Origin of the sequence: Neoakkermansia glycaniphila (assembly GCF_001683795.1) — a bacterium.
Classification (GTDB): domain Bacteria; phylum Verrucomicrobiota; class Verrucomicrobiia; order Verrucomicrobiales; family Akkermansiaceae; genus Akkermansia; species Akkermansia glycaniphila.
Window position 1 is genome coordinate 38,928 of the sequence record NZ_LIGX01000040.1, and the last position, 20,878, is coordinate 59,805.

Genomic DNA, 20,878 nt, shown 5'->3' on the forward strand with positions numbered 1-20,878 from the left:
CCATGAAATTCGCATCCATATTGACATCCGTTTTGGGTCTTCTGTCATTGACAGGAGGAGCTAAAGCGGAAACTGATGTGAGCATTCGTTCTGAATTGGAAGCGCGCAATGAACAAATCGCCAATACACAGGAAACTTCTCCTTTGTATTTCGACCAGGCCATTGTGGATAAGGATATGCCTCGAGAGATGGCGCATTCTTCTCACCGCTCCCACAGTTCGCACAGCTCTCATAGTTCGCACAGTTCTCATCGTTCAAGTTACTAACTTGCACAATAAGAACTTCAAGAGCTATTGTTCACATAGTGAGCAATAGCTCTTTTATAAATATTCTTTTACCACCTCCGCGTCGCCGCAGGCTTCACCCTGCCCTCCGTATGCACATTGAGCAGCCCCAGCTTCCACGCATCGGCGAAGTACCCGGCGGCATCCGCCGTATGGCTCGTCTCGTCGTGCAGCGGCGCCTCCCGTATCTCGCCGCCGGCCGCCGTCTCCTTCGTGCGGTATGCCTCCAGCATCGCAAGCGGCGTCATCTTCACCTCGCCGTTCATATCCTCCTCCTCCACGTCCAGCCGGGCGTGGAAGCGGCACTGCGGCAGCAGCGCGCGCATATTCCCGATCGTCAGCCACTTGTCCCGCGTCCTCGGCACCACCGTCAGATTCCGCAGCCCGCACTCCTCCAGCAGCGCGGTATAGTTCTGCACCGTCCCCCGGATCACCGCGGCCGCATCGTGCGGCAGCAGGTGTGAAGCCACCTTCCGCCCGTACTGAGCTTCCCACCCGCGCACCACGTCCGCATAATGCGCGGCGTACTGCATATTCGCCTGGTAGTGGTCAACGAACAGCGGACCGGCCGCCGTCATCTGCACCAGCCAGATCGCCGTATGGTCGCTGGACCCGATGTCCCAGGCCGTGTACAGCGGCGCGAAAGGATCAAGCGGCCACTCCGCCACCCCGCCGCGCGCCCGCAGAGCGGCAATCTGCGTCCCGTAAATCGCCCCCTCCACAATCGCCTGGTAAGCCTCCCCCGGAGTTGAGGGGAACTCCTTCAGCATCGCGAAGCCCTGCTGCTCCTGCTTGCGATCGTACCAGAGCATCTGTCCGTGCGTGAACGTCCGGCCCAGCTCGCGGGAAAGCTCGTCGAAATACCGCACGATCTCCGGCCGCACCTTGATGTGCGGGTAATCCAGCTTGTATTCCCGCATCAGAAACCACGGGTAGAAATGGAACTGGAAATCGATCTCCGTCAGCTCCTGCCCCACCCTCTTCATCGCCGCGCGCAGCTTCTGGTAGTGCAGCCCCGTACGCCCGCCCTCGTGCGTACTCTCGATATTGATAATCTGCCCCGGCTCGATCGTATTCAGGGCGCCGGAATTGATTTCCGCAGCCTTCGCCGGGGAAAAAGCCGCCGTCTTCCCCAGCTCGGAAACATGCAGCCGCTGCAACGTCCCGCCGCGCAGCGACACCCCGCAATAAATCTCAGAACCGTTGCTGAACTTGATCTCGGACGCGCTCGCCTTCATCGCCACCTGCTTCTTCAGCCACGCCCCGAACTTCCATGTATCAGGATGCACCTTCGGATCGTCCAGGTACTCGTAAGCCCGCTTCACGATTTGCAGCTTTTTCTTCGCATCATCCTCCGTATTGTCGATAATCCCGGCAATCGTCCCCGGCCGGAACAGCAGAGCATCCAGATTATCAATCGAAATCAGCGTCGAAAACCCCATCTGCCGCGCCTTCAGAATATGGTTGCAGTACCACATCCGGTTGTAGTACATCCGCTGCGCCTCATTCGGCTTGAACTTGCACACCGGGCCGGACTTCGGCTTGATCGCGTAAATATTCTGCAACCGCCATGCCTGAGAAGCGAACGGAGAACCGGACAAAGCTGAAAGAATATCGCTCATAAGCCGGGAGTCTGAATACCGGGAAGAAGCTTGCTGTACGCATTCTGCCGCTCGGAATAGGCATGCCAGTTGCTCGCGATGGATCCCAGCGACGCCGCGCCGGAAAGCAACGTACCCGTCGCCGCCTGCCGGTACCCGCTTGCCGCCTGCCGCGCCTGGTACTGCCCTATCTCCGCCTGCCGCAGCACCGCCGCCGCATCGTTCGCCGCCCGCTTCATCAGATCCTCCACCTGCGTATCGAACTCCCGCGCCGCATCGCGCTCCACAATCTCCGGCGTACCCTCCATCACGGCGCCACCCGCAGCCGTACGGGCGCGCAGCGCCCCCATGTAGCGATCCTCCGCCAGCGCGGACCGCCGCGCATTCTCGCGCGCATCCCGGAAAATGGAATCGGCCGTACTCGCCGCCTGCCCGCTATTGTAATCCGCGAAATACTGCTCGGCCTGCGCCTGCTGCCGCTGCGCCTGGTACTGCATGGCCGTACTGCCTGCGGAAGCAGCCCCGCTCATAATGGATAAGCCTGTCATGGTTGCATCGAAATCGTAAAACCTTGTCGGGAGTGGAAGCCCATGCGCCCGGCCACCCGGCACAGGCGCGCATCCTCCACGGAAGAAAGAATCGTCGCGGCGCCCACCTCCCGGGCATACCCGCGCACGCACCGCAGCCCGAACCGCAGCGCCCCGGCCCGCACAGCCGCCGGAAGCGCCGGGTTCGTCGCCATCAGGTGCAGCCACATCAGGCACCCGCCCGCCGCCGTCGGGCAGGAAAACAGCCAACACACCGCCGCCGGTACCCCGTCCGCCACCGCACACACACCCACCGGAGACACCAGCTCCCCGCGCAGCCCCCCTTCCGGGAACCATGCGGCAAACTCCCGCCACCCGTCATTCGTCACCAGCTTCGCCTCGTACATCGTCTTCATTTTCGTATATTCCAGTCCAGCGTCACCGCCAGAAGGCTCATCTCCTCCAGCCCGTCATGCTCCACCACAAAGCGCAAATCCCGCTTGAAACCGCATGGCGTCATCACGAACCCCCAGCGGCCCCCGTCCTTGAAATCCACGGCCCTCATCCCCTCCCCGGCGATACCCACCTGCAACGAACTCCCGGCGTGCAGCCTCACCCCCATATTGCACGCCCGCTTCACATCGCTCATCGTATGCTGCAAGGCGCCTCCGTACACATCCACGGGCAAAGACACCATCCGGGCGCGCACCGCGTGCTGCACCCCGTCCAGCACGTCGGCGGCCAGCCTCGCCTCCGGCTTCCAGCGCATCCGCAGCAGGGCCGCCCGACCGCTCTCCGGCAGCCAGGCGGACAAATACACCATATCGTACCCGCTCGCCTCCCCGTCCGTCGGATCGTGCGTCACGCACACGGACCGGAAAAGCACCGGCTCCCCGGCATCCACCTCATGCCGGGACCACGCCACCACCCCCTGATCCTTATTGTACGAACAGCAGAACAGCCGCCCGTCCCGCGCCACCACCCAGATCATCGGCCAGGGAAGCATCTGGTAGGCCATCTCCACGGCCCCGCCCGCATCCCGCAGCAAATGCTCGGCCAGCACCGAAAGGCTCGTCGCATGGTAGCTCGCGCTCTCGTAGGTGAACGCCGTCTCGAACACATCCCCGCCGCCCCGCGCCACGAACAGCGCACTGTTCGGAGCCTGCACCGGCTGCACGTCCGCACTCCCCACGGACGACTGCAACGAAATGGAAAAACTCTGCGGCGTCACCGCCCCGCCGTTCCCACCGCCATGAAGCAGCCACTCATTGCTACCCGTCCCCACCAGCAGCCCGTTCGCCGAAAGCATCCACTGCACCGCATTCCGGTTACGGGAAAGAATCGTCAGAGCCAGCGCGGAATCGTCCAGACTGCTCATCCAGAAATTCGCGTAATCGTCCACCGTACTCCCGTACACCGTCTGCGGCTTCCCCCGCGTCCCGGCGAAATACAGCCGGTTCTCATGGAACGCGATCGCGGAAGGAAAACCGTTCTTCGGCCCGAACGCCCCGAAACTCCAATACCGCGTATACCCCGGCGAAATCCCTTGCAAATACTGCTTCCCCAGCTTCGCCGTCGCCTGCCGGGCATTCTGAACGGACTGCACTTGCAGCGTATACGGCCGGTCGCACGCCTTGATCGTCACCATCACCTTCCCGTCCTTGCTACCCGTCGCCACATCCGCCGGAACAATCCGGGTAATCACCAGCATCAAATGGCACGGCTTGCTCTCCGTCCCGGAAAACTGGTAATTCGGTCGTGCCACGGCCATACCGCTGCTCTGCGTCGTGCTGGACGCTCCTTCCCCCGTCGTAGTGCTGCTCGACGTATTCCGGCTGATCTGGCTCATATCCGTCAACTGCTCGAACGACTTCACCGCATGCCAGTCCCAGCGGCGCCAGTCCGCATCATCCGCCCGCGTATCGTAGCTCCTCATCAGCACATAGCTCGCCCCCCAAAGCCCCGTCGTCCTGATCTCCCAATCCCCGTCCACATAGCGCGGGTACATCGCAATCTGCCCTTGCAGGTAGCAATCGCTCATCTGCCGCCCGTCCTTCGTCGGCCCGCCGTACGTCCGCATGCACTCGTACAGGTAGCGCCACACCCCGCCCACCACATTCCCGTCCGCCACCTCCTGATACATCCGCGCCCCCGGCTCATGGTACACCGCCGTACCCACATCGTTCTTCTCGCCGATAGCATCCGGCTCCGCCTTCAGCCGCGCCGTATACTCGTTGCAATGGATCGTCAGCCGAATCCACTCCTTCCCGGCCATCGCCGCCGCAAACAAATCCCGGTCCGCCTTCAGCGTCACCGCATCGTCCACCCCCGTACCGGCAGGCACATACTGCACCGTCGCCTCCTGCTGCACCAGCGTCTCCCAGGGCTGCTGCGTCAGCGTCAGCTCCTTCAGCGCCACCTGAGCCGCGCCCGGCGCCAGCTCCAGCCGGAACGGATGCACCTCCGGATGCGCGCAAAACACAATATCGTTCACCTGCGTGTACTGCAAATCCCGCGCCGCCGCCCCGCTGAATGCCGTCGCCGTAAAAGCATCCGGCACCACCGCGCCATGCCTCACCGTATACAGCCGCCGGTCGAACATCCACAGCACCGCCGGATCCGTCATCTTCGCCTCGTGCGGAACCAGCCTGCTCCCCTCATCCGCCGTCTCCACCGCCTTCACCATCTCCATCCCCGGCCGCTTCGCCACGCCCCCATGCTCCAGCACAAGCAGATTCTTCACCTCCTCCATCCCGGCGGCCCGCCGCTCCACATCCAGTCGGCAAACCATCAGCGGACTCACCTCACCGGCATTCAAACTCACAAAAATCTCCTTCATCGTCTCACCAGCCCAAACGTGATTTCAACAGAGCGGACCCTCGGAACCGCTCGGCCACACTCTGATTCCTTCTGTCGCTGCTCGTCGTCTTCGCATCGTACGAAATCGCGGCAGGCAGAGCCACCTGATCCAGCGTCGCCGTCAACTGCGCCGCCAGCTCGTAATTCGCAGCCAGATTCCCGGCCAGATACGAAGCCAGCGACAACACCACGCAATCCGTAAACAACGCGGGCCACTCCTCCTCCGCCACATCGGACGACACATACGAAACAAACACCTCCTCCACCCGCGGACACTCAGCAAACACAACCTCACGCCCCCTCACAAGCCACGTCGCCAGCACACCCACGGAATCCATCCTCAAAAAATCATCCGGCAGGAAAATCGCCGCCTTCCCGTCCTCCGTCTCCTCCACCGGCATCAGCTCGCCCTTCAGGGCAAAAGCCCAGGTATACCGCTGCATAACGCTCGCCACCGCCTGCCCGTAAAAAGCAGCCGCCACCGCCGCCTCCTTCTTGGAAAGATCCGCCAGATCCTGCGCGGAAAGGCACCCCTCGCCCATCCGGCAGAGCGCCATATTCACTACTTCAAGCTTTGTTGCCATATCGTTAAAGAAAAATCCCCCGCCCCGCCCGAAACAACTGAAGCGGAACGGGGGACACTTGTTTTACCCACAAGACTACAAGGCCGAAAAAATCAGCCAGAAATCCAGCACCGCACCCTGCGTATACGTCGGGGCGGCCGTCAGCGTCACCACAAGATCCGCGTCCTCATCCAGAGAACCGGCATCCTTCGCAATAAACGCCTTGCTCGACGCAAGATTCACCGAATCGGCAAACTTCGTCGGCTCCTTATCCGTACCCACCTTCACCGTCAAGTTCGTCACGGAACCGCTCACGGCCAGCGAACACAGGTGCGGAATCAGCACCTGCCTCGGCATCAGCCTCGTCACGCGGATACTGTCGCCGGAAACAACCCCGGCAGGCAGCGTAATGCGGCAACGCTTCGAGGTCAAATACCCCTGCGTCATCTCCGCACGGCGGGTCATGCTACCCTGCACACGCTGCTGCGTGTACTGCATATCGTCTGTCAAATAATCGGACATATCATCTACTCCTTTCTATCGTTGGTCATTTGGTCTTGCACACCACTTCCACGAACTTCAGCTCGTCGGAACGGCACACCCCGTACATCTTCTCGGTGTACACCTGAATCGCATAGTTTCGCTCAGGAAGGGAATCGACACGAATATCGTCAGCAGCCCACGGGAAGAAATTCAGGCCGGAACGCACGTAGGCCAGGCATCGCGTGTTGCCGTTGGCATCCTTCGGAAGCTTGTTCGTCGTCACGAAGCGGATGCCCAGAGCCTTCTTCACGCGGCCTTCCACCAAAGCCTTCACCTCGGCATAATCGGCGCTCGTCAGCTTGTCCAGTCCGAGAAGCTGCTTCTTCACGGCGGGAGAAATCAGCAGTATCAACGGATCGCTGTTTTCTTCATCATCGTACAGCACTTCGTTCGACTCCAGAATCTCGCGAACAGTAAGCAGCTTGTCCATCGTAATCCCGCAATCGACCGGTGTCCCGCTATCCGTATAATTCACGGGAATCTTCTGGGACTCCAGCAGCGTAAGAGGCGTATTGCCTTCCATGCCACCATAATTCACGCCGAAAGCGCCGCCAATAATCAGTCCATCTTCCTTGCGGGCAAAAGCCATCTTGTGAACATGCAAAAGATCGGATGTCGCAATGGACTGCGTACCGAGAAAGATACTGTCGTTCTTGTCCAGAACGGAAGTCTTTCGCACAATCTCAGGCGTCACGGTACGCCTCGTACCCGTCACCTCATCGACAATCGTACGTCCGAGACGGTTATTCGTCTCAAGGTGAGCTTCGCTCGCATCGAGAATATCCCATACGTACTTGTTCCCGGAAGCTCCGGTGCGAACAGTCAAATAATCATTCAGCCGAGAAACCTGTTGCTGCGTCGCGTGCCGGAAATTGTTTTCAAACTCCGGCCGGAAAAAGGCCGGTATATCGTTGTTACCCATATTCGTTTTAATTTTTGAATTGATTAGAACGCATTGGGTTATCCTGAACAGGGCCCCTGCTACGCTTACCCCATCAAGCAGGCCGACCGTCGAAACAACCGGTTATCTGCGAAGCTTGCGCTGATATGAACTTACCAGCTCCCCGAAAAATCGGAACTGGCAACAACCGACCAGATACAACACCCGGCCGCGCCTGTTATGACAGAAAACGAAAACGCCTTGAAACGCACCATCAAAAACCGCGTAACAAGAAACAATATATTATCAAGAAAAACAAATAAACGTATTCTCAACAAACAAATACGATAAAATATAAAATCCCACCTCCTCCGCCAGAAAAAGCAACGCAGAGTAAACCGCAAGCCCCTGTAAATGGGGCTTTTTTGTTGCCAAGTGCTGCAAAGTGTGTCAATTTGCTGACGCACACTTTAGGTCACATTGGTGTCACCTAGTGACACTTTTGGACACACCGTTTGGTGACACCGGAGTCTACAGAGTATGGAGCTGATGGAGGGATGTCTCATATATTATTCCATCATTTATATATCTTACTCATTGTTTTTCAGTTTCATTTTACATTGAGACGACCTCTTGTCGTCTTTTCCCGTGAAAGATTTGCTCCCGTTTTCCGTAGTTTAGTATCATTCAACCTTGTTTCCATTGATGAAAGTACGTTCCCACTCGTTTGTTTCCCGGATGCTTCTGACTTCGACCGTCTGTTGCTGTCTGGCTCCGCTGTCCGGCATTTCCGCTCCGGCTTCTTCTTCCGCCAAGGCCGCTGCCTATGCGTTTGCCGATAAGAACGATCCCAATGCCAAGGTGTTTACGAATAGCCTGCTTGGCTCGCTTCGCAAGAATGTGAAGCTTGCGGATATCGCCGCCCTGCCCGATCCTGCCGTGCGCCGCCTGGCCGAGGAGCTGCGTGCCGGTACGTACAATGTTCACCCGCGCGTGGGCAAGTATATGGCCTATGAGCCAGTTGATTCTTTGGCCAAGCGTCTGAAGACGAGCGGTTATAGCCGTTTCGAGAATCCCACGGGCATTTATTTCACGGCGGGGGAAGATGCATTGGTGATCATGCAGGGAGCCGGCAATGAGAAGGTGGAGCTGAAGGTGCACGATTTCGGTCCCGACGGCAAGGAGAAGTCATATATTCTCAAGAATGGCGTGAACGTGATCAAGATGGAGAATAACGGGCTTGGCTATATCAGCTATTATACGGACGATTTCAAGAATGCGCCGCAGGTGTCCGTCCATGTGGCCGGAGGCAAGGTGAACGGCGTGTTCGATTCCTCCAAAAATACGAATGAGGATTGGAAGAAGCTTCTCGCGAATACCGTTTGCGAGGTGATCGATATCAAGGGCAAGCAGGTGCAGCTGATCTATTCCGTGGAGGAGCTGCGGAAGTCCTGCCCGGACAAGGGGCTGGAGCTGATCAATCTGTACGATCAGATCATGCGTTACCAGCATGAGATTATGGGGCTCGTGAAGTACAACAAGGTTCCCCGCAACCATATTCTGGGCCGTGTGATCTGGCGCGGTTTCATGCATGCGGACGGTTTGGGCGCAGCGTTCCACAAGGGGACGATGAACAGCGTGGCGAATCCCGACAGGATTCCGCAGGAGGCATGGGGGATTTCCCACGAGTTCGGCCATGTGAACCAGACCCGCCCGGGCATGATGTGGGTTTCCACCACGGAAGTGACGAATAACCTGTTTTCGGCATGGGCCAATTTCAAGTTGAATCCGAAGAGCATGCGCCTTGAACACGAGCGCATCAACGGCGGCGACGGCAATATGATCGGCGGCCGTTTCAATGCATTCCTGAATGCCGCCATCGTGAACGGCGAACAGTGGCTGTGCCAGAAGGGACCGGACAAGATGCAGGGTTATGAGAACGGCGGCGACCATTTCGTGAAGCTGGTGCCGTTGTGGCAGCTGCAGCTTTATTTCATGGCAGCCAAGCGCGGCAATCCCGATTTCCTCGCGGATATTTTCGAGAAGGTGCGCAACGAGAGCCAGGAGGGCAAGAGCAACGGCCGCCTTCAGCTCGATTTCATGAAGAATGTGTGCGATGCCACAAAGCAGGATTTGACGGAGTTCTTTACCAAGACCGGGATGCTGAAGCCAATCGACAAGGATATGGACGATTACCGCCGCGCCCAGCTGACGATTACCGCCGAAGAGTGCAAGGAGCTTGCCGACTATGCGAAGAAGTACCGCAAGCCGGACAGTCCCGTGATCTATTATATCAGCGTGAATTCCCTCGATGCCTATGCCAAGAAGCTGCCCGTCACCGGGAAGGAGAACGAGGGCGTGTCGGGCGACGGCAATTCCCGCATCGTGTCGCACGATGTCTGGAAGAATGTGGCCGTTTTCGAGACGTACAAGGGCGACGATCTGGTTCGCGTGACGATGGTGGGCACGGATTCTCCGGATAATTCATCCACGCGCGTGGTGTTCCCCGAAGGTTCCACTCGCATCATGGCCGTGAGCTGGGACGGCAAGCGCCTTCCGGTTTACACGGCAGGCAAATAGGCTTCCGGTCAGCGGACAATGTTTTCAGGGCGTGCATTCCGGTGCTTCGCCCTTTTTCTTTGTACCGAAGCCCCTTGATTGCCAGACGAGGTCGATTTCGGCGCGGCGCTGCCCGCCCGCCGTAACGAGGTGTCGAGTCCTTCCCGGAACGATGCCACAGGAGATGGATATTTCTTCATTCAGCAGCGTTTCCTTGCGGAAAGCCATATGGATTTCCCGGAGGCGTCCTGCCGAATATTGCCGTTCGCCCAGATCATCCAAGGCCCAGACGAGGTACGAGGCGTTGTTGACATGCCCGTTGAAGTCGATGTCCCGGCCCGTCACGCGAAACGTCCGTTGCAGGTCTCCGTTATTCAAGCCGGGTTCCCACACCGGAGGCGGTGGCACGCAGGCAGGGCATTCCGTCTTCGGAAGGAGTTCGCCCATGCGCTTCAGAGGCACGGGGCGACGGCGTTCCGTGTCGATCAGCACCCACAGGTAATCCGCTTCCGCCAGCAGGTTGCCCGCAGAATCGAAGAGCTCGAATCGCCGCCGAGCCTGCACGGGTGAGGCGATGCCCGTCCATGTGCGAAAGGCCGTTGACTCCTTCCATGCAGGCCAGCGCAGGACTCGAAGGTTCACCGCCGTTTCCACCCAGGCCAGCCCCTGCGCCATGCCCCAGTCGTAACCGAATCCGAGTGCGGCAGCATGCGTTTCGGCAGCATCCTGAATCCAGTGAAGCAGGCTTTCCGGACGCATCAGCCCGGAGGCATCGCATTCGTAACTGCACACATTCGCCGAACTCTGCCACGTATCCATCAAGCGTTTCATAGCACAATTCCCGTGGATTTCCAATCCATCCTTGCCAAGCCATGCCATGTATGACAGAATATCGATGTTGTTGAATACGTATCCTTTCGCATCATTCCACCGCCATTCACGATGATCCGTTCCTTCCTCTTTCTACGGCCGTTCGCCGTGTGCAGCCTTGCCGGGATGTCCCTGCTGCATGCGAGCCTCGCGACCGATACGCCTCAGCCAACCATTCCGGTATCGGCATGGACGGATTACCTTGAGGCCGCCGGGCGCAACGATTCCCGCCAACGCTATTCCGTGAACGAGCGCATCGGAGCCGATGCATTCTACAAAAAAGGCATCCGGGGAGAGGGCGTGCGCGTCGCCAACATCGAACCCGGCACGCTGTGGAGAGGCCATGCGATCTTCACCGGCATTCCGGAGGACAGGCTGTACTACGGCGTACAAGCCACCGCCGATTACAGCGATCTCCATGCCACGGGCGTATGCGGCGCCATCGCTGCCGGATCCGCCGACAATCCGCGAGCCATGGGCATCGCACCGAAAGCCGACCTGTATTCCGCTTCCTTTTTCAAGAAACCGCAGAATGCCGCAGCCCCGCCCTTTTCGCATACCTCCCTGCTCACCACCTACCGCCGCTTCTTCGGCAAGGCCGATGTCATCAACACTTCATGGGGCACCGTCTGGCCCACACCCACGGTCGAATTCTACTCCTACCTGCTGGATTCCTTCTGCCGGGCGCACCCGGAAACTCTCTTCGTGGCGGCAGCCGGAAATACGGGTACCTTTCCCAACCCCGCCCAGCGGGGCAAGGTCAGCACCATCGCCTCGGGATTCAACAATATAGCCGTCGGCGCACAGGGCAATGCCCCGGCCTACGATGAACTCTGCCCGAACAGTTGCCATCTGCCCGTCGATTTCATCAATCCGCACACGAACAAGCAGGAGGGCAAACGAGCCGGGGTCGACATCACGGCACCGGGAGAAATGATCGTCGTACCCACCATCAACCCGAAGGACCCGAAGCGCAACGACCTTTTCTTCAAGGCCTCGGGTACCAGCGTAGCAGCGCCCATCGTGGCGGGCGGCGCCTGCCTGCTCATTTCCTCGGCTCGAAAGAACGGATTCCCCGCCGAAGCCACGGACGCCCGCGTTCTGAAAGCCGTCCTCCTCAATGCCGCCGACAAGCCGAAAGGATGGGACAACGGCGCGCATCATGCCGCCTACCGCGATCAGGCCGACGTCTGGCTGACGACGCAGGGCCTCGACTATAAATTCGGCGCAGGCTTCCTCAACCTCGCGCAGGCCTTGAAGCAGCACGGTGAAGCGGCTCCTTCCAAGTTCTGGAACCTTTATTCGCTGAAACAGGGGCAATCGCAAACAATCCCGTTGGGCAACATACCGTCCGGCTCCACGGTGACCGCCACTCTGGCATGGTTTCAGGATTGCGCCATCAAGGGCTTTGCCCAGGCGCCCGGCGATGCAGAGCTGGACCGGCTTCTGAAGGACGGCAAACCCAGTCCTGTCGAAAAACCGGAAATCGATTACCGGGGAATGGCCGATTTCAACCTCGAATTATGCCGGATCGATCCCACCGCACCCGGCAAACCCATTCCGGTAGCCGCATCCGCCACACCGAACAACACGGTCGAGCACATCCGCTTCCAGATACCGCAAGACGGAGATTATTGCCTGAAAATCACGTTCGACCGCATGACCTACGGCGCACCTCCCGCACAAGGCGAACCCAGCGCAACCGCATGGAGCATCACCCCGCCCCCCGCCACCCGCTGACCATTCTTTCACCGCATCACACACATCCGGCACATGAAAACCACACAACGTCTCTACCTGCCCGGCTGCCTGTTCGGCATTCTCCTCGCCTTCCACCCGGTCTCGGCACAGGAAACCGCTCCGGGCATCCGTCAGAAGGCACAGCCCGCCGCGCAGGCCTCCCCGGAAGCCCAAAAGGAAGCGGGCCGCCTCGCCCTGTATCCCAGAAGCAAGGGCGATATCCGCAAGCAGCTCAAGCTCATTGCAGCCAGAAAAGCGCCATCGGGCATCGCCCCCGATGTACAGGCCGCCGTCAACACGCTCAATTCCTACCGCTACCTGAGCGGGTTATACTCCGAAGTCGCGGCCGATTCCGAGTTCAACACGCAGGCTCAGGAAGCGGCCCGCGTCTGCGCCCAGAACAACAAGATCGCCCACGATCTCGGAGGCCATACCGAATCCTGCAACCTGTTTGCCGGAAAAGGGACCCTGACGAATTCCATGCACGTTTACATGAACGACCCCGGCGACAACAACCGCGCCGAACGCGGACACCGCCGCAACAGCATGAGCTACAACCTCGACAAGGTCGGCTTCGGCCAGAAAGGCGACTTCAGCGCCATGCGCGTATTCGGCAAGGGCACGCGGAACGAACGGGCCGAACAGGGATGGAGCTACCCGGGCCGGGGATATTACCCGAAGGAATGGATGCTCGGAAACGGCTGGAGCTACTACCCGCCGGACGGCGTGACGCTGGACAAGGACACGAAGGTGAACATGTGGAAGGTCACGTCCTCGCCGAAAGCCGCCCTCCCGACCGACACGGAACCCAAGGGCAAGAAAATTGCCGTCGGGCAGATTTATGCCCACCCGCGCAACCTCGTCTTCGAACCGCAGCTTCCGGCCAATGCCAAAGGAAAAGGCATCTACTGGGTACGTATCGTATCCGGCGATTTCACGGATCAGTACGTCGTCGAGCTGTTTTGAGTCTTGCGGGCCAATCGGTGTCAAGTCCTCATTTTATCTACCAAAATGAGGACTTTTTGCCTCTCCGGCACCGTTTTAAGGCCGCCATGGCCCCATTGGCGCATTTTTTTCACTACTAACAGCGTCTTTTTCTCTAAAAGTTGTGGATTTGCCTTTACAAAAGGCATCCTGCGGTGCTAGCTTAGAGGCCTATGAACAAAGCTCAACTCATCGATTCCATCCAGAAGAATCTCGGTGAAGGTGCAACCCGCAAGTGCGCTGCTGCAGCCCTCGACGCAGTTCTTACGTCCATCACGACCGCAGTCAAGACCGAAAAGGTTCAGATCATCGGTTTCGGGACGTTTGAAACCAAGTCCCGTCCGGCTCGCACTGGCCACAATCCCAAGACAGGCGCTACGATGCAGATCCCCGCTTCCAAGACGGTGGCATTCAAGGCATCCTCTGCCCTCAAAAAGTAAGAAGAAACTCATTCGAGTTCATTTTCAGAACCTTCACTCCGCATGGGTGAAGGTTCTTTGTCTATCCATGGATTGCCCGTCCTCCAACGGCAAATGCTGGCAGGAAAAGCCCATTTTGCTACAGCAAAGGCTTGACTTGATTTGCCTGCGCGTGTAGCTTTATGGGACTCATGTCCAGTTCTACGTTGTATATATTCGATTGTCTTTCGGGTAAACTGCGTGCCTCACAAGGCGACCTCGTTTCCATCGGCAAGTCGAGGGACAACACGGTTCGAGCGGACATGGACGCCGATATAGCAGGCTCCTTTTCCCGAAAAAGAAATTTTTATACATTCTTCCCGCAACGAAGCATCGGCGCCTATACAGTCAACGGCACGGAACAGACGGCAAGTTCCGAACTGCTGCCCAATAAACTGTACCTGTTCACCGCTGCCATGGGTTGCTTCATCTGCTGGTACGGCGACGAGGACAACATGCCGAATTTCTCCTCCTACAATCTGCAGGCATGGTACCTGTACGACAAACCCAACAAGGCATGGCACGGCCCCTACGCCTTCCGCCAGCTGGCAACAGCCTCAGCCAGCCTCCCCAAGGACTGCCTCGCCACATTCGAGGGATTGGACCGCTCCGCCTTCTACCTGAAAAACCTTCTGCCCATCATTTCCTCGCGTTACCCCATCGCTGCGGCATCGAAGAAACAGAAACCGGCAGAGGCGAACCTGCCGCCCATACCGCCGGAAGCCGCCGTGCGACAGGCCTGCGAAGCCGTCGGCTGCGATGTGCCCGATACGGCAGCCACGCGCCCCATGCGCTCGGCGCACCGCCATGAACCCCCTTCGGCAGCCCAGTCGGCTCCCTCAGCCGAACAGCCCGCACGCGATATCGACCCCGAACACGGCGAATTGCTGTGCCCGGTCTGCTGGCAGCGATTCACGCTCGCGGACATCATGAACATCGCCTCCCATCCGGATCTCCGGGGCGACTCCCTGCTCGGTGAAGACGCCATGCAGCGGTTCTGGGCCACCAGCTTCAACGACAAAGGGCAGGCCCTCGATGCGAAAGGCGTACCCTGCACCGATTTCGCCTGCCCGCACTGCCGCCGCCGCCTGCCCGCCTTCTTCCTGAAACTGCGCCAGCGCATCTTCTCCATCGTCGGCGCGCCCTCATCAGGGAAATCCTACTATCTGGCCGCCCTGCTCCAGCAGCTCGAGCAAAGCCTGCCCCGGGAATACGGCCTTACCTTCCGCGATGCTGACCCGACGTGCAACGCCATCATCAACGACATGCGCAAGCGGCTCTTCTCCGCATCCTCGCCTGAAGAAGCCTACCTCACCAAAACCGATCTGGAAGGGACTCTCTACGAAACGCTGCCCAGGCACGGCCGCATGACCCGCCTGCCCAAGCCCTTTATCTACACCATCTCCGGCATCGGTTCGGACGAAAGCCCCACGGGCCTCGTCTTCTACGACAACGCGGGCGAACACTTCGAGCCTGGGCGCAACAGCGAAGACTCTCCGGGAGCGCAACACGTCGCCGTCGCAGACGGACTTTGCTTCCTGTTCGATCCCACCGTCAACCCGGACTTCCGCCGGATGCTCAAAGACGTCAACGACCCCCAGCTCCAGAACGCCTGCCGCGCCATCGACCAGCAAAGCACCATTCTCACGGAAATGGAAGTCCGCATCAAAACCCTGTTGAACCTCGCGCCACAGGAACGCATCCGGACGCCGTTCGCCTTCATCATCGGCAAATGCGATACATGGCAGCACCTCCTCGAAGGTGGCCCCCTGCTCCCTGCATCCGAAAACGGCCGCATCCTGCAGCACAACATCGATGCCAATTCGGAACACCTCCGACGCTTCCTCTTCGGCCTCCATCCGTCCATCTGCACCACCGTCGAAGCCATCTCCTCGGACGTCCGGTACTTTGCCGCCTCCGCATTCGGCACGCCTCCCGTCGAATTCACCGACACGGACAACAGCACGAAACGAATCGGCCCCGATCCGGCGCACCTCTCCCCCATCCATATCTGCGACCCCACCCTCTGGCTCCTCAGCCGCCTCGAACCCACCCTCATCCCTTCCCTGTAACCCTCACCCTCCACTCTCATGGCTTGCCAGCTCATCTACACCAGCGCACCGCGTCTTCTGGACGCCGGGCGCACGGGCTTCGGCACCGTCGCACGCAACCGAAGCCTCGGTGCCGCTCTGACTGCCTCGCTGGAACGCATCAGCACATTCAGCCGCACCACCGGAACGGAAGGCACGCGCCGCATCTTCGCCTACAGGCAAATCACCCTCGGAGCCTCAAACTTCCACATCCTCACCTCCATCGCCGATTCCGGTTCCGACTACACGGGCCGCACCAACCACACGGCGCATCACCTCGTCCTCACGGAACAGGACGTGGACGACCTGCGGCTGCACACGGATTTCACCCCGGCCGGACTCGCCCTCGCTCTCGAACGGCAGGCTTTCTGGAAAACGGAATGGACGAACAATCCCGAACTGCTGGAAGACGACACCCCCTGGAAACCGGCAACCCCAGCAACAAGCGGAGTTCCTTCCCTCTGGGAAAGCCTGACAGGCCATGAGAACAACTCCCGGCACCCTCTCGACCTTCAAACGCAGGGACTCTACCTCCTCCTCCCGCCCGACGCCACTCCGGAGATCGCACTCCGCCTGCTGGACGAAACCTCTTTTCAGTGCCCGCGCCAAGGCTGGGGATTCACATGGACGACCGACTTCGACCCCAACTACCAAGGGGCCGACTTTACGTGCATCTGCATACGCCAAGGTTCTCCGGAAGAAAAACAGGCCGAAACCGGGCGGCGCAGCATGCTTCGGGTCGATCGCCGACTGACTCCTCCGGCCTCCTCAGCGCCCGGCCTCCACTCTTCCATTCCCGATGCACCCGGCATCTCCATCGAGGATGCGCCCGAAATCCCCGGCACTCCGCCTCCCCACCTCCACATGCGGAGCATGAAAGAAAGCATTCGTGCGCAACATACATCCGATTCCCGGGAAGACGACATCCCCGAAGACGAGGAAGAAACGGAAACATCCCATTCCTCGTTGAAAATGTGGCTGGCTTTCGCCATCTCCTGCGCCCTGTGCCTTGCGGCATTCTACCTCTACACCCAGCGAGGGAGCGACTCCGCATCATCGCCGGAGAGCATGGCTGCCGTTCAGGAAGATACTCCTTCCATACCGCCCCTGATCGTCCCGCCGCCTGCTCCGACGCCCGCCATCGCCCGCGACCTCCCGGGCGCCCGCAACGCACAGGCACACCCCCCGGATCGCCCGGAGCCACCCCCAGCTCCCGCCCCTGCACCGGACAAACCGCAAACGCCGCCGCCGCCCGCCCCTGACGTTCCAGCCAAGCCTGCCCCCGTACAGCAGCCTGCGGCTTCCTCCTGCTCCGACGCCATCAAATACGGAGATCCCGTACCCGCCCAAAGCCTGAACTATCTTGATCAGGGAGGCCAATTCACCCAAGGCCGCATCGCCATCATCCCTCTGGGAGCGAAATCCGGCATGAGCGAAAAAATCGCCAGCGACGCCCACCCTGTCAAACTCGAAAAATCCGGTAACGAATATAGCTTCTCCTACCGGAAAAGTGGCGCATTCGACCCCCTGTTCACCCTCACACTCTCCCCGGACGGCTCTATCTCCGGCACGACCCCGAAAGACGTCATCATCGACATCGAATTGAACCGGAACAACCGGAACATGCGTCTCATCATTGTACCGCGCATGATCGCCACCATCCCCTCAACCGCCAAACCACCCGTTCCGGACAGTTTCCAAATCAAAGCAGGAGACCTTGACGCTTATCCGGATGCACAATCTCCCGACCGCTACAGCCTCAAACTCCGGAAAAAAGGCTTCTTCCTCGTCTCGCCGATCCTGAAATATGCCAGCAACCCGCAAAAACCAGCCAGCTACATCCGCCTGCCCCGGCTCCGGAACATATCGGACAATGCCCTGCTGATTGACCCCGACGCATGGCAATGCAAGTTCAAACAAAACGGCGATTTCGACATCTACGCCGTCTCCTGTGAAACGGCATGGCCCATCAACGACCGGCTGGAACAGGCATTCGCGAGCATCGTCGCCAAACGGCCAAACAGGCAGGCAGCCAGCCTTGCCGAATTCTACGGCGTCCTGAGCAGCATCAAATCCAGTAGCGAAGCCCGGCAATCGACGGAAAAACATGTCGACCGGTACGACACCATACTCAACGATGCCGCTTTCGACAGATTCGCCACGAAAAAACTGAACATCAAATCACAATATACTTCCCCAGCGACACGGAGATCTGAAATCGACAAACAGGCAGGATACGCCAAAGTCATGCAGGCATGCCGCGACTATATCACCAAACAACTTGAAGTGGAATACAACCGCCTGTCCGGAGAAGTCTCGGAAATCCAGCTGGAACTGGATACCATCACCCTCCACAACAACAAGCTGACCTGGCTATTCAAGGAAGTCCCCAAAGAACAGCCTGCGACCACAACCCGGCCATGAGCGACTCACCCCACACGGAAGAACTATACAGGGAATACAGGCAGAAAGTCCTGCAGGGCGATGAAGCCGGGGCTCTCGCCGCCATCCGCCGCATCCTCCAGGCCGACCCGCACGACAAAACCGCCGCCCGCGACCTCCAACGCAGACTCCGCAACCACCTGTCCAGGGAAACCCCTGTCATCAACGACCTCATGCAACGGGGCGATATGTCGGCCCTGCAAACAAACCTCGCCCGCCTCCTGGAACTGGCTACCGAAAAAGAACTCCACGCCGCCTTGCCCGAATACGCCGACTGGCAGAAAGCGCTCGCCCGCTGGCAGCATGAATGCGACGAGGCGGAACTAGCAGAACTCATCGGCTGCATCGGAAGCACGGCTACGGAAGAACAGGAAGCCGACCTCCTCCGGAACATCGAAACGCTGACCTCCGCCAAACGGCTGAACCTCACTGCGCCGCAGCAGCAATCCCTCGCCGCCCTCAAAACAACCATCAGGCAGGCACAGGAAAAGCGGGACCGCGAACAATACGCCGCCACCGAAATCGAACGTCTTGGCTCCATGCTGGAAAACATGGAAGCATCCGGCGACGGTGAACTCGAAGAAAAAAAGGCATCCTTCCTGCATGCGCGAATCGACAAACTCCGCAAACAGCTCACCCTGCTTCGCCGGGCGGATATCGGCATTCCCGAAGATATGGGAGAAAGGGCCGAAGCCGCCATCTCCCGCTGGAACCGGGCCAAGGCCACCGTCTCCCGCAAACGCCGCCTCGCCCTGCGCTTCACCCTCAGCCTCGCTGGAGGCTTCCTGCTCTGCGGAGGAATCTACTACTACCTCGACAGCAAAGCGAGCAACATCGCAGGCCGTTTGAAAGACCTGATGGAGCACCAGCAACTCTCCGAGGCCGAATCTCTTGCCGGAACCGTGCATGAAAACAGCATCCTGCCGTCATTCGGAGGCCTCGGCAACCAGCTGGACAACCTCCAGCGCTGGAGCAGCAACATCCGGCTGCTGGCTCGCAGCATCGACAACGCCTTGAACCAGCTCGACGCGAATCCGGACATCTTCGCCCTGTGGGACCCGTCGGAACGTCTGGCCTTCGGAGACAGCATCAACCGCCTCCCTCTCGAATACCGCACCCGGCGCATGGAACAATGGGCGAACATTACACGCACCTACGAACAGATGCTGACGAACAGGCGCAACCATATCCTTTCCCAAATCTCTGCCGACAGCATCCCCATGCCCGAACTGACCGGCAACTTCGACACGGATGCGCAAAAACTCAGCGAACAGCAGCAAAAGCTCGAACAGAACAAACAGCTTTTCACCGCCAACCAGCGCGAACTCGGCCTCTCGATCGACATCCTCCAGCCCATCAATGATCGGTTATCCGATATCAACAGCATCCTGCACAGCATCGAACAGGCGCGTTCTGTCGAAGCCCAGCTCAGGGAAGCGCGCACACTGGAAACCTTCAAGGCCTATCTCCAGCTACTCTCCCCTGCCAAATACCAGCCTGTCCAGAACGCCCTTGCCATGTCCGGCAAACTGCCGGATTACGACAAAATCGTCGCTCTGGTGCAATTCTCCGGCGACAACACGTATGCCGAACGCATCGAACGCAGCAAACAAATCCACTTGAACGGTCAACCGACCTTCACCCCGGAGCAGCCGATCACCCAGCAGCAGCTTGAAATCATCGCAGAACTCTTCCGCAACCAAAACTTCAAAAAACCCTACTATCGCATCCGCACCCAGTCGGGGCAGTATTATCTGGCAGAAATGCGTCCCTCGGCGCGCGACGGAGAATACATCGTCGAACGCTCGCCCATCGACCCCCGCTTCTCCGCCCTCAGCAACAACACGGCCACCATTCCCGCCAACCAGATCGCATCCATCGACACGATCGATCTGACCGACTTCTTTCAGGCGGCCGGACTCAAGGAACCCGACTTTGCCTACGGGAAAGCCAACCTCCTCCGCATACTCGGCCGCATCATCGACTACGACAGGCCGGAATGCCCGGCACTGGCCAAAGCATACTTCTACGGCAAAATACTCGACTTCATCGAGGCTTACCCCCACCCTGAAATTCCGGGAGCCTGCTTCTCTGACACATTCGAACGCGACAAAGCCTCCTTCCACCACCACCTGCGCGACAACGTCGTGGAACTGAACGCAGCCTGCTGGCTCGCCACCAATCCCACCACCCTCAAAGAGGAACAACAATGGGCTGACTGGTTCAAACGCCACAAAAACCCGCCGTATGAACAGGAAGTGAAAAACAGGCTAACAGCGCACGACAAACGGAAACCCTCCTACGTCGGCTTCATCGACCATACAGGCGCCCCGGTCTTCCTCCATGCCCTGCCGCCGGACAAACCCATCTGGTACATCAGCAAAAACGACTACTCCCTCCAGCTCATGAACAATGAGAAATCCTTCGAAAACGCCGCTTACCTGAGCCCCCTGATCTCATTCTTATAAATCCGGAAAC

At 59.0% G+C, this 20,878-nt stretch carries 16 protein-coding genes; 8 read left to right on the forward strand and 8 right to left on the reverse strand.

Going from position 1 to position 20,878, the window contains the following annotated elements; translation table 11 throughout:
• The first annotated feature begins 2 nt into the window (after positions 1 to 2).
• Positions 3 to 266, forward strand: coding sequence for a hypothetical protein (locus AC781_RS13820; RefSeq protein ID WP_141675899.1), 264 nt, complete (start codon positions 3 to 5; stop codon positions 264 to 266).
• Between the two features lie 68 nt (positions 267 to 334).
• On the opposite strand, the gene AC781_RS11510 is transcribed toward AC781_RS13820, so the two are convergent.
• From AC781_RS11510 to AC781_RS11540, 7 genes are all read right to left on the reverse strand, one after another.
• Positions 335 to 1,906: a hypothetical protein gene (locus tag AC781_RS11510; protein ID WP_067777615.1), complete on the reverse strand. Its 1,572-nt coding sequence runs from the start codon at positions 1,904 to 1,906 to the stop codon at positions 335 to 337.
• Positions 1,903 to 2,433 (reverse strand): hypothetical protein, encoded by a 531-nt coding sequence (locus tag AC781_RS11515; RefSeq protein WP_067777616.1) that lies wholly within the window; start codon positions 2,431 to 2,433, stop codon positions 1,903 to 1,905. Before AC781_RS11515 ends, AC781_RS11510 begins: the two co-directional genes overlap by 4 nt.
• Positions 2,430 to 2,828 carry a hypothetical protein gene (locus AC781_RS11520; RefSeq protein WP_067777617.1) on the reverse strand — a complete coding sequence of 133 codons (399 nt, stop codon included), beginning with the start codon at positions 2,826 to 2,828 and terminating at the stop codon, positions 2,430 to 2,432. The genes AC781_RS11515 and AC781_RS11520 overlap by 4 nt, the downstream gene beginning before the upstream one ends.
• Positions 2,825 to 5,251, reverse strand: coding sequence for a phage tail protein (locus AC781_RS11525; RefSeq protein WP_067777618.1), 2,427 nt, complete (start codon positions 5,249 to 5,251; stop codon positions 2,825 to 2,827). Before AC781_RS11525 ends, AC781_RS11520 begins: the two co-directional genes overlap by 4 nt.
• 4 nt (positions 5,252 to 5,255) lie before the next feature.
• Positions 5,256 to 5,855 carry a hypothetical protein gene (locus tag AC781_RS11530; RefSeq protein ID WP_067777619.1) on the reverse strand — a complete coding sequence of 200 codons (600 nt, stop codon included), beginning with the start codon at positions 5,853 to 5,855 and terminating at the stop codon, positions 5,256 to 5,258.
• A gap of 75 nt (positions 5,856 to 5,930) precedes the next feature.
• Positions 5,931 to 6,356 (reverse strand): hypothetical protein, encoded by a 426-nt coding sequence (locus AC781_RS11535; RefSeq protein ID WP_067777620.1) that lies wholly within the window; start codon positions 6,354 to 6,356, stop codon positions 5,931 to 5,933.
• Between the two features lie 25 nt (positions 6,357 to 6,381).
• Positions 6,382 to 7,299, reverse strand: a complete 918-nt coding sequence (locus AC781_RS11540) for a phage capsid protein (RefSeq protein ID WP_067777621.1) — start codon at positions 7,297 to 7,299, stop codon at positions 6,382 to 6,384.
• 663 nt (positions 7,300 to 7,962) lie between these two features.
• Between AC781_RS11540 and AC781_RS11545 the strand changes: the two genes are divergently transcribed.
• On the forward strand, positions 7,963 to 9,837 hold the full coding sequence (locus tag AC781_RS11545; protein WP_083077039.1) for a M60 family metallopeptidase: 1,875 nt from the start codon (positions 7,963 to 7,965) through the stop codon (positions 9,835 to 9,837).
• A gap of 24 nt (positions 9,838 to 9,861) precedes the next feature.
• Here AC781_RS11545 and AC781_RS11550 read toward each other — a convergent pair whose 3' ends face one another.
• The gene (locus AC781_RS11550; protein ID WP_218107275.1) at positions 9,862 to 10,635 is read right to left on the reverse strand and encodes an acyl-[acyl-carrier-protein] thioesterase; all 774 of its coding nucleotides are present in this window, start codon (positions 10,633 to 10,635) and stop codon (positions 9,862 to 9,864) included.
• A gap of 123 nt (positions 10,636 to 10,758) precedes the next feature.
• On the opposite strand from AC781_RS11550, the gene AC781_RS11555 reads away from it, so the two are divergent.
• The 6 genes from AC781_RS11555 to AC781_RS11580 all read left to right on the forward strand — a co-directional run bounded on the left by AC781_RS11555 (position 10,759) and on the right by AC781_RS11580 (position 20,868).
• On the forward strand, positions 10,759 to 12,426 hold the full coding sequence (locus AC781_RS11555) for a S8 family serine peptidase (protein ID WP_067777624.1): 1,668 nt from the start codon (positions 10,759 to 10,761) through the stop codon (positions 12,424 to 12,426).
• 33 nt (positions 12,427 to 12,459) lie between these two features.
• The gene (locus AC781_RS11560) at positions 12,460 to 13,392 is read left to right on the forward strand and encodes a CAP domain-containing protein (protein WP_067777625.1); all 933 of its coding nucleotides are present in this window, start codon (positions 12,460 to 12,462) and stop codon (positions 13,390 to 13,392) included.
• Between the two features lie 191 nt (positions 13,393 to 13,583).
• Positions 13,584 to 13,850, forward strand: a complete 267-nt coding sequence (locus AC781_RS11565; protein WP_067777626.1) for an HU family DNA-binding protein — start codon at positions 13,584 to 13,586, stop codon at positions 13,848 to 13,850.
• 170 nt (positions 13,851 to 14,020) lie between these two features.
• Positions 14,021 to 15,940 carry a hypothetical protein gene (locus tag AC781_RS11570; RefSeq protein WP_067777627.1) on the forward strand — a complete coding sequence of 640 codons (1,920 nt, stop codon included), beginning with the start codon at positions 14,021 to 14,023 and terminating at the stop codon, positions 15,938 to 15,940.
• A gap of 18 nt (positions 15,941 to 15,958) precedes the next feature.
• On the forward strand, positions 15,959 to 18,382 hold the full coding sequence (locus AC781_RS11575) for a GAP1-N2 domain-containing protein (protein ID WP_067777628.1): 2,424 nt from the start codon (positions 15,959 to 15,961) through the stop codon (positions 18,380 to 18,382).
• Positions 18,379 to 20,868, forward strand: coding sequence for a hypothetical protein (locus AC781_RS11580; protein ID WP_067777629.1), 2,490 nt, complete (start codon positions 18,379 to 18,381; stop codon positions 20,866 to 20,868). Before AC781_RS11575 ends, AC781_RS11580 begins: the two co-directional genes overlap by 4 nt.
• Positions 20,869 to 20,878 lie beyond the last annotated feature (10 nt).

What these genes read in the sequence shown, in the direction of transcription:
- AC781_RS11560 (WP_067777625.1), top strand. Translation starts at nt 12,460, where the DNA reads ATGAAAACCACACAACGTCTCTACCTGCCCGGCTGCCTGTTCGGCATT.
- AC781_RS11515 (WP_067777616.1), bottom strand. Translation starts at nt 2,433, where the DNA reads ATGACAGGCTTATCCATTATGAGCGGGGCTGCTTCCGCAGGCAGTACG.
- AC781_RS11530 (WP_067777619.1), bottom strand. Translation starts at nt 5,855, where the DNA reads ATGGCAACAAAGCTTGAAGTAGTGAATATGGCGCTCTGCCGGATGGGC.
- AC781_RS11580 (WP_067777629.1), top strand. Translation starts at nt 18,379, where the DNA reads ATGAGCGACTCACCCCACACGGAAGAACTATACAGGGAATACAGGCAG.
- AC781_RS13820 (WP_141675899.1), top strand. Translation starts at nt 3, where the DNA reads ATGAAATTCGCATCCATATTGACATCCGTTTTGGGTCTTCTGTCATTG.
- AC781_RS11540 (WP_067777621.1), bottom strand. Translation starts at nt 7,299, where the DNA reads ATGGGTAACAACGATATACCGGCCTTTTTCCGGCCGGAGTTTGAAAAC.
- AC781_RS11570 (WP_067777627.1), top strand. Translation starts at nt 14,021, where the DNA reads ATGTCCAGTTCTACGTTGTATATATTCGATTGTCTTTCGGGTAAACTG.
- AC781_RS11545 (WP_083077039.1), top strand. Translation starts at nt 7,963, where the DNA reads ATGAAAGTACGTTCCCACTCGTTTGTTTCCCGGATGCTTCTGACTTCG.
- AC781_RS11535 (WP_067777620.1), bottom strand. Translation starts at nt 6,356, where the DNA reads ATGTCCGATTATTTGACAGACGATATGCAGTACACGCAGCAGCGTGTG.
- AC781_RS11510 (WP_067777615.1), bottom strand. Translation starts at nt 1,906, where the DNA reads ATGAGCGATATTCTTTCAGCTTTGTCCGGTTCTCCGTTCGCTTCTCAG.
- AC781_RS11520 (WP_067777617.1), bottom strand. Translation starts at nt 2,828, where the DNA reads ATGAAGACGATGTACGAGGCGAAGCTGGTGACGAATGACGGGTGGCGG.
- AC781_RS11555 (WP_067777624.1), top strand. Translation starts at nt 10,759, where the DNA reads ATGATCCGTTCCTTCCTCTTTCTACGGCCGTTCGCCGTGTGCAGCCTT.
- AC781_RS11565 (WP_067777626.1), top strand. Translation starts at nt 13,584, where the DNA reads ATGAACAAAGCTCAACTCATCGATTCCATCCAGAAGAATCTCGGTGAA.
- AC781_RS11525 (WP_067777618.1), bottom strand. Translation starts at nt 5,251, where the DNA reads ATGAAGGAGATTTTTGTGAGTTTGAATGCCGGTGAGGTGAGTCCGCTG.
- AC781_RS11550 (WP_218107275.1), bottom strand. Translation starts at nt 10,635, where the DNA reads ATGGATACGTGGCAGAGTTCGGCGAATGTGTGCAGTTACGAATGCGAT.
- AC781_RS11575 (WP_067777628.1), top strand. Translation starts at nt 15,959, where the DNA reads ATGGCTTGCCAGCTCATCTACACCAGCGCACCGCGTCTTCTGGACGCC.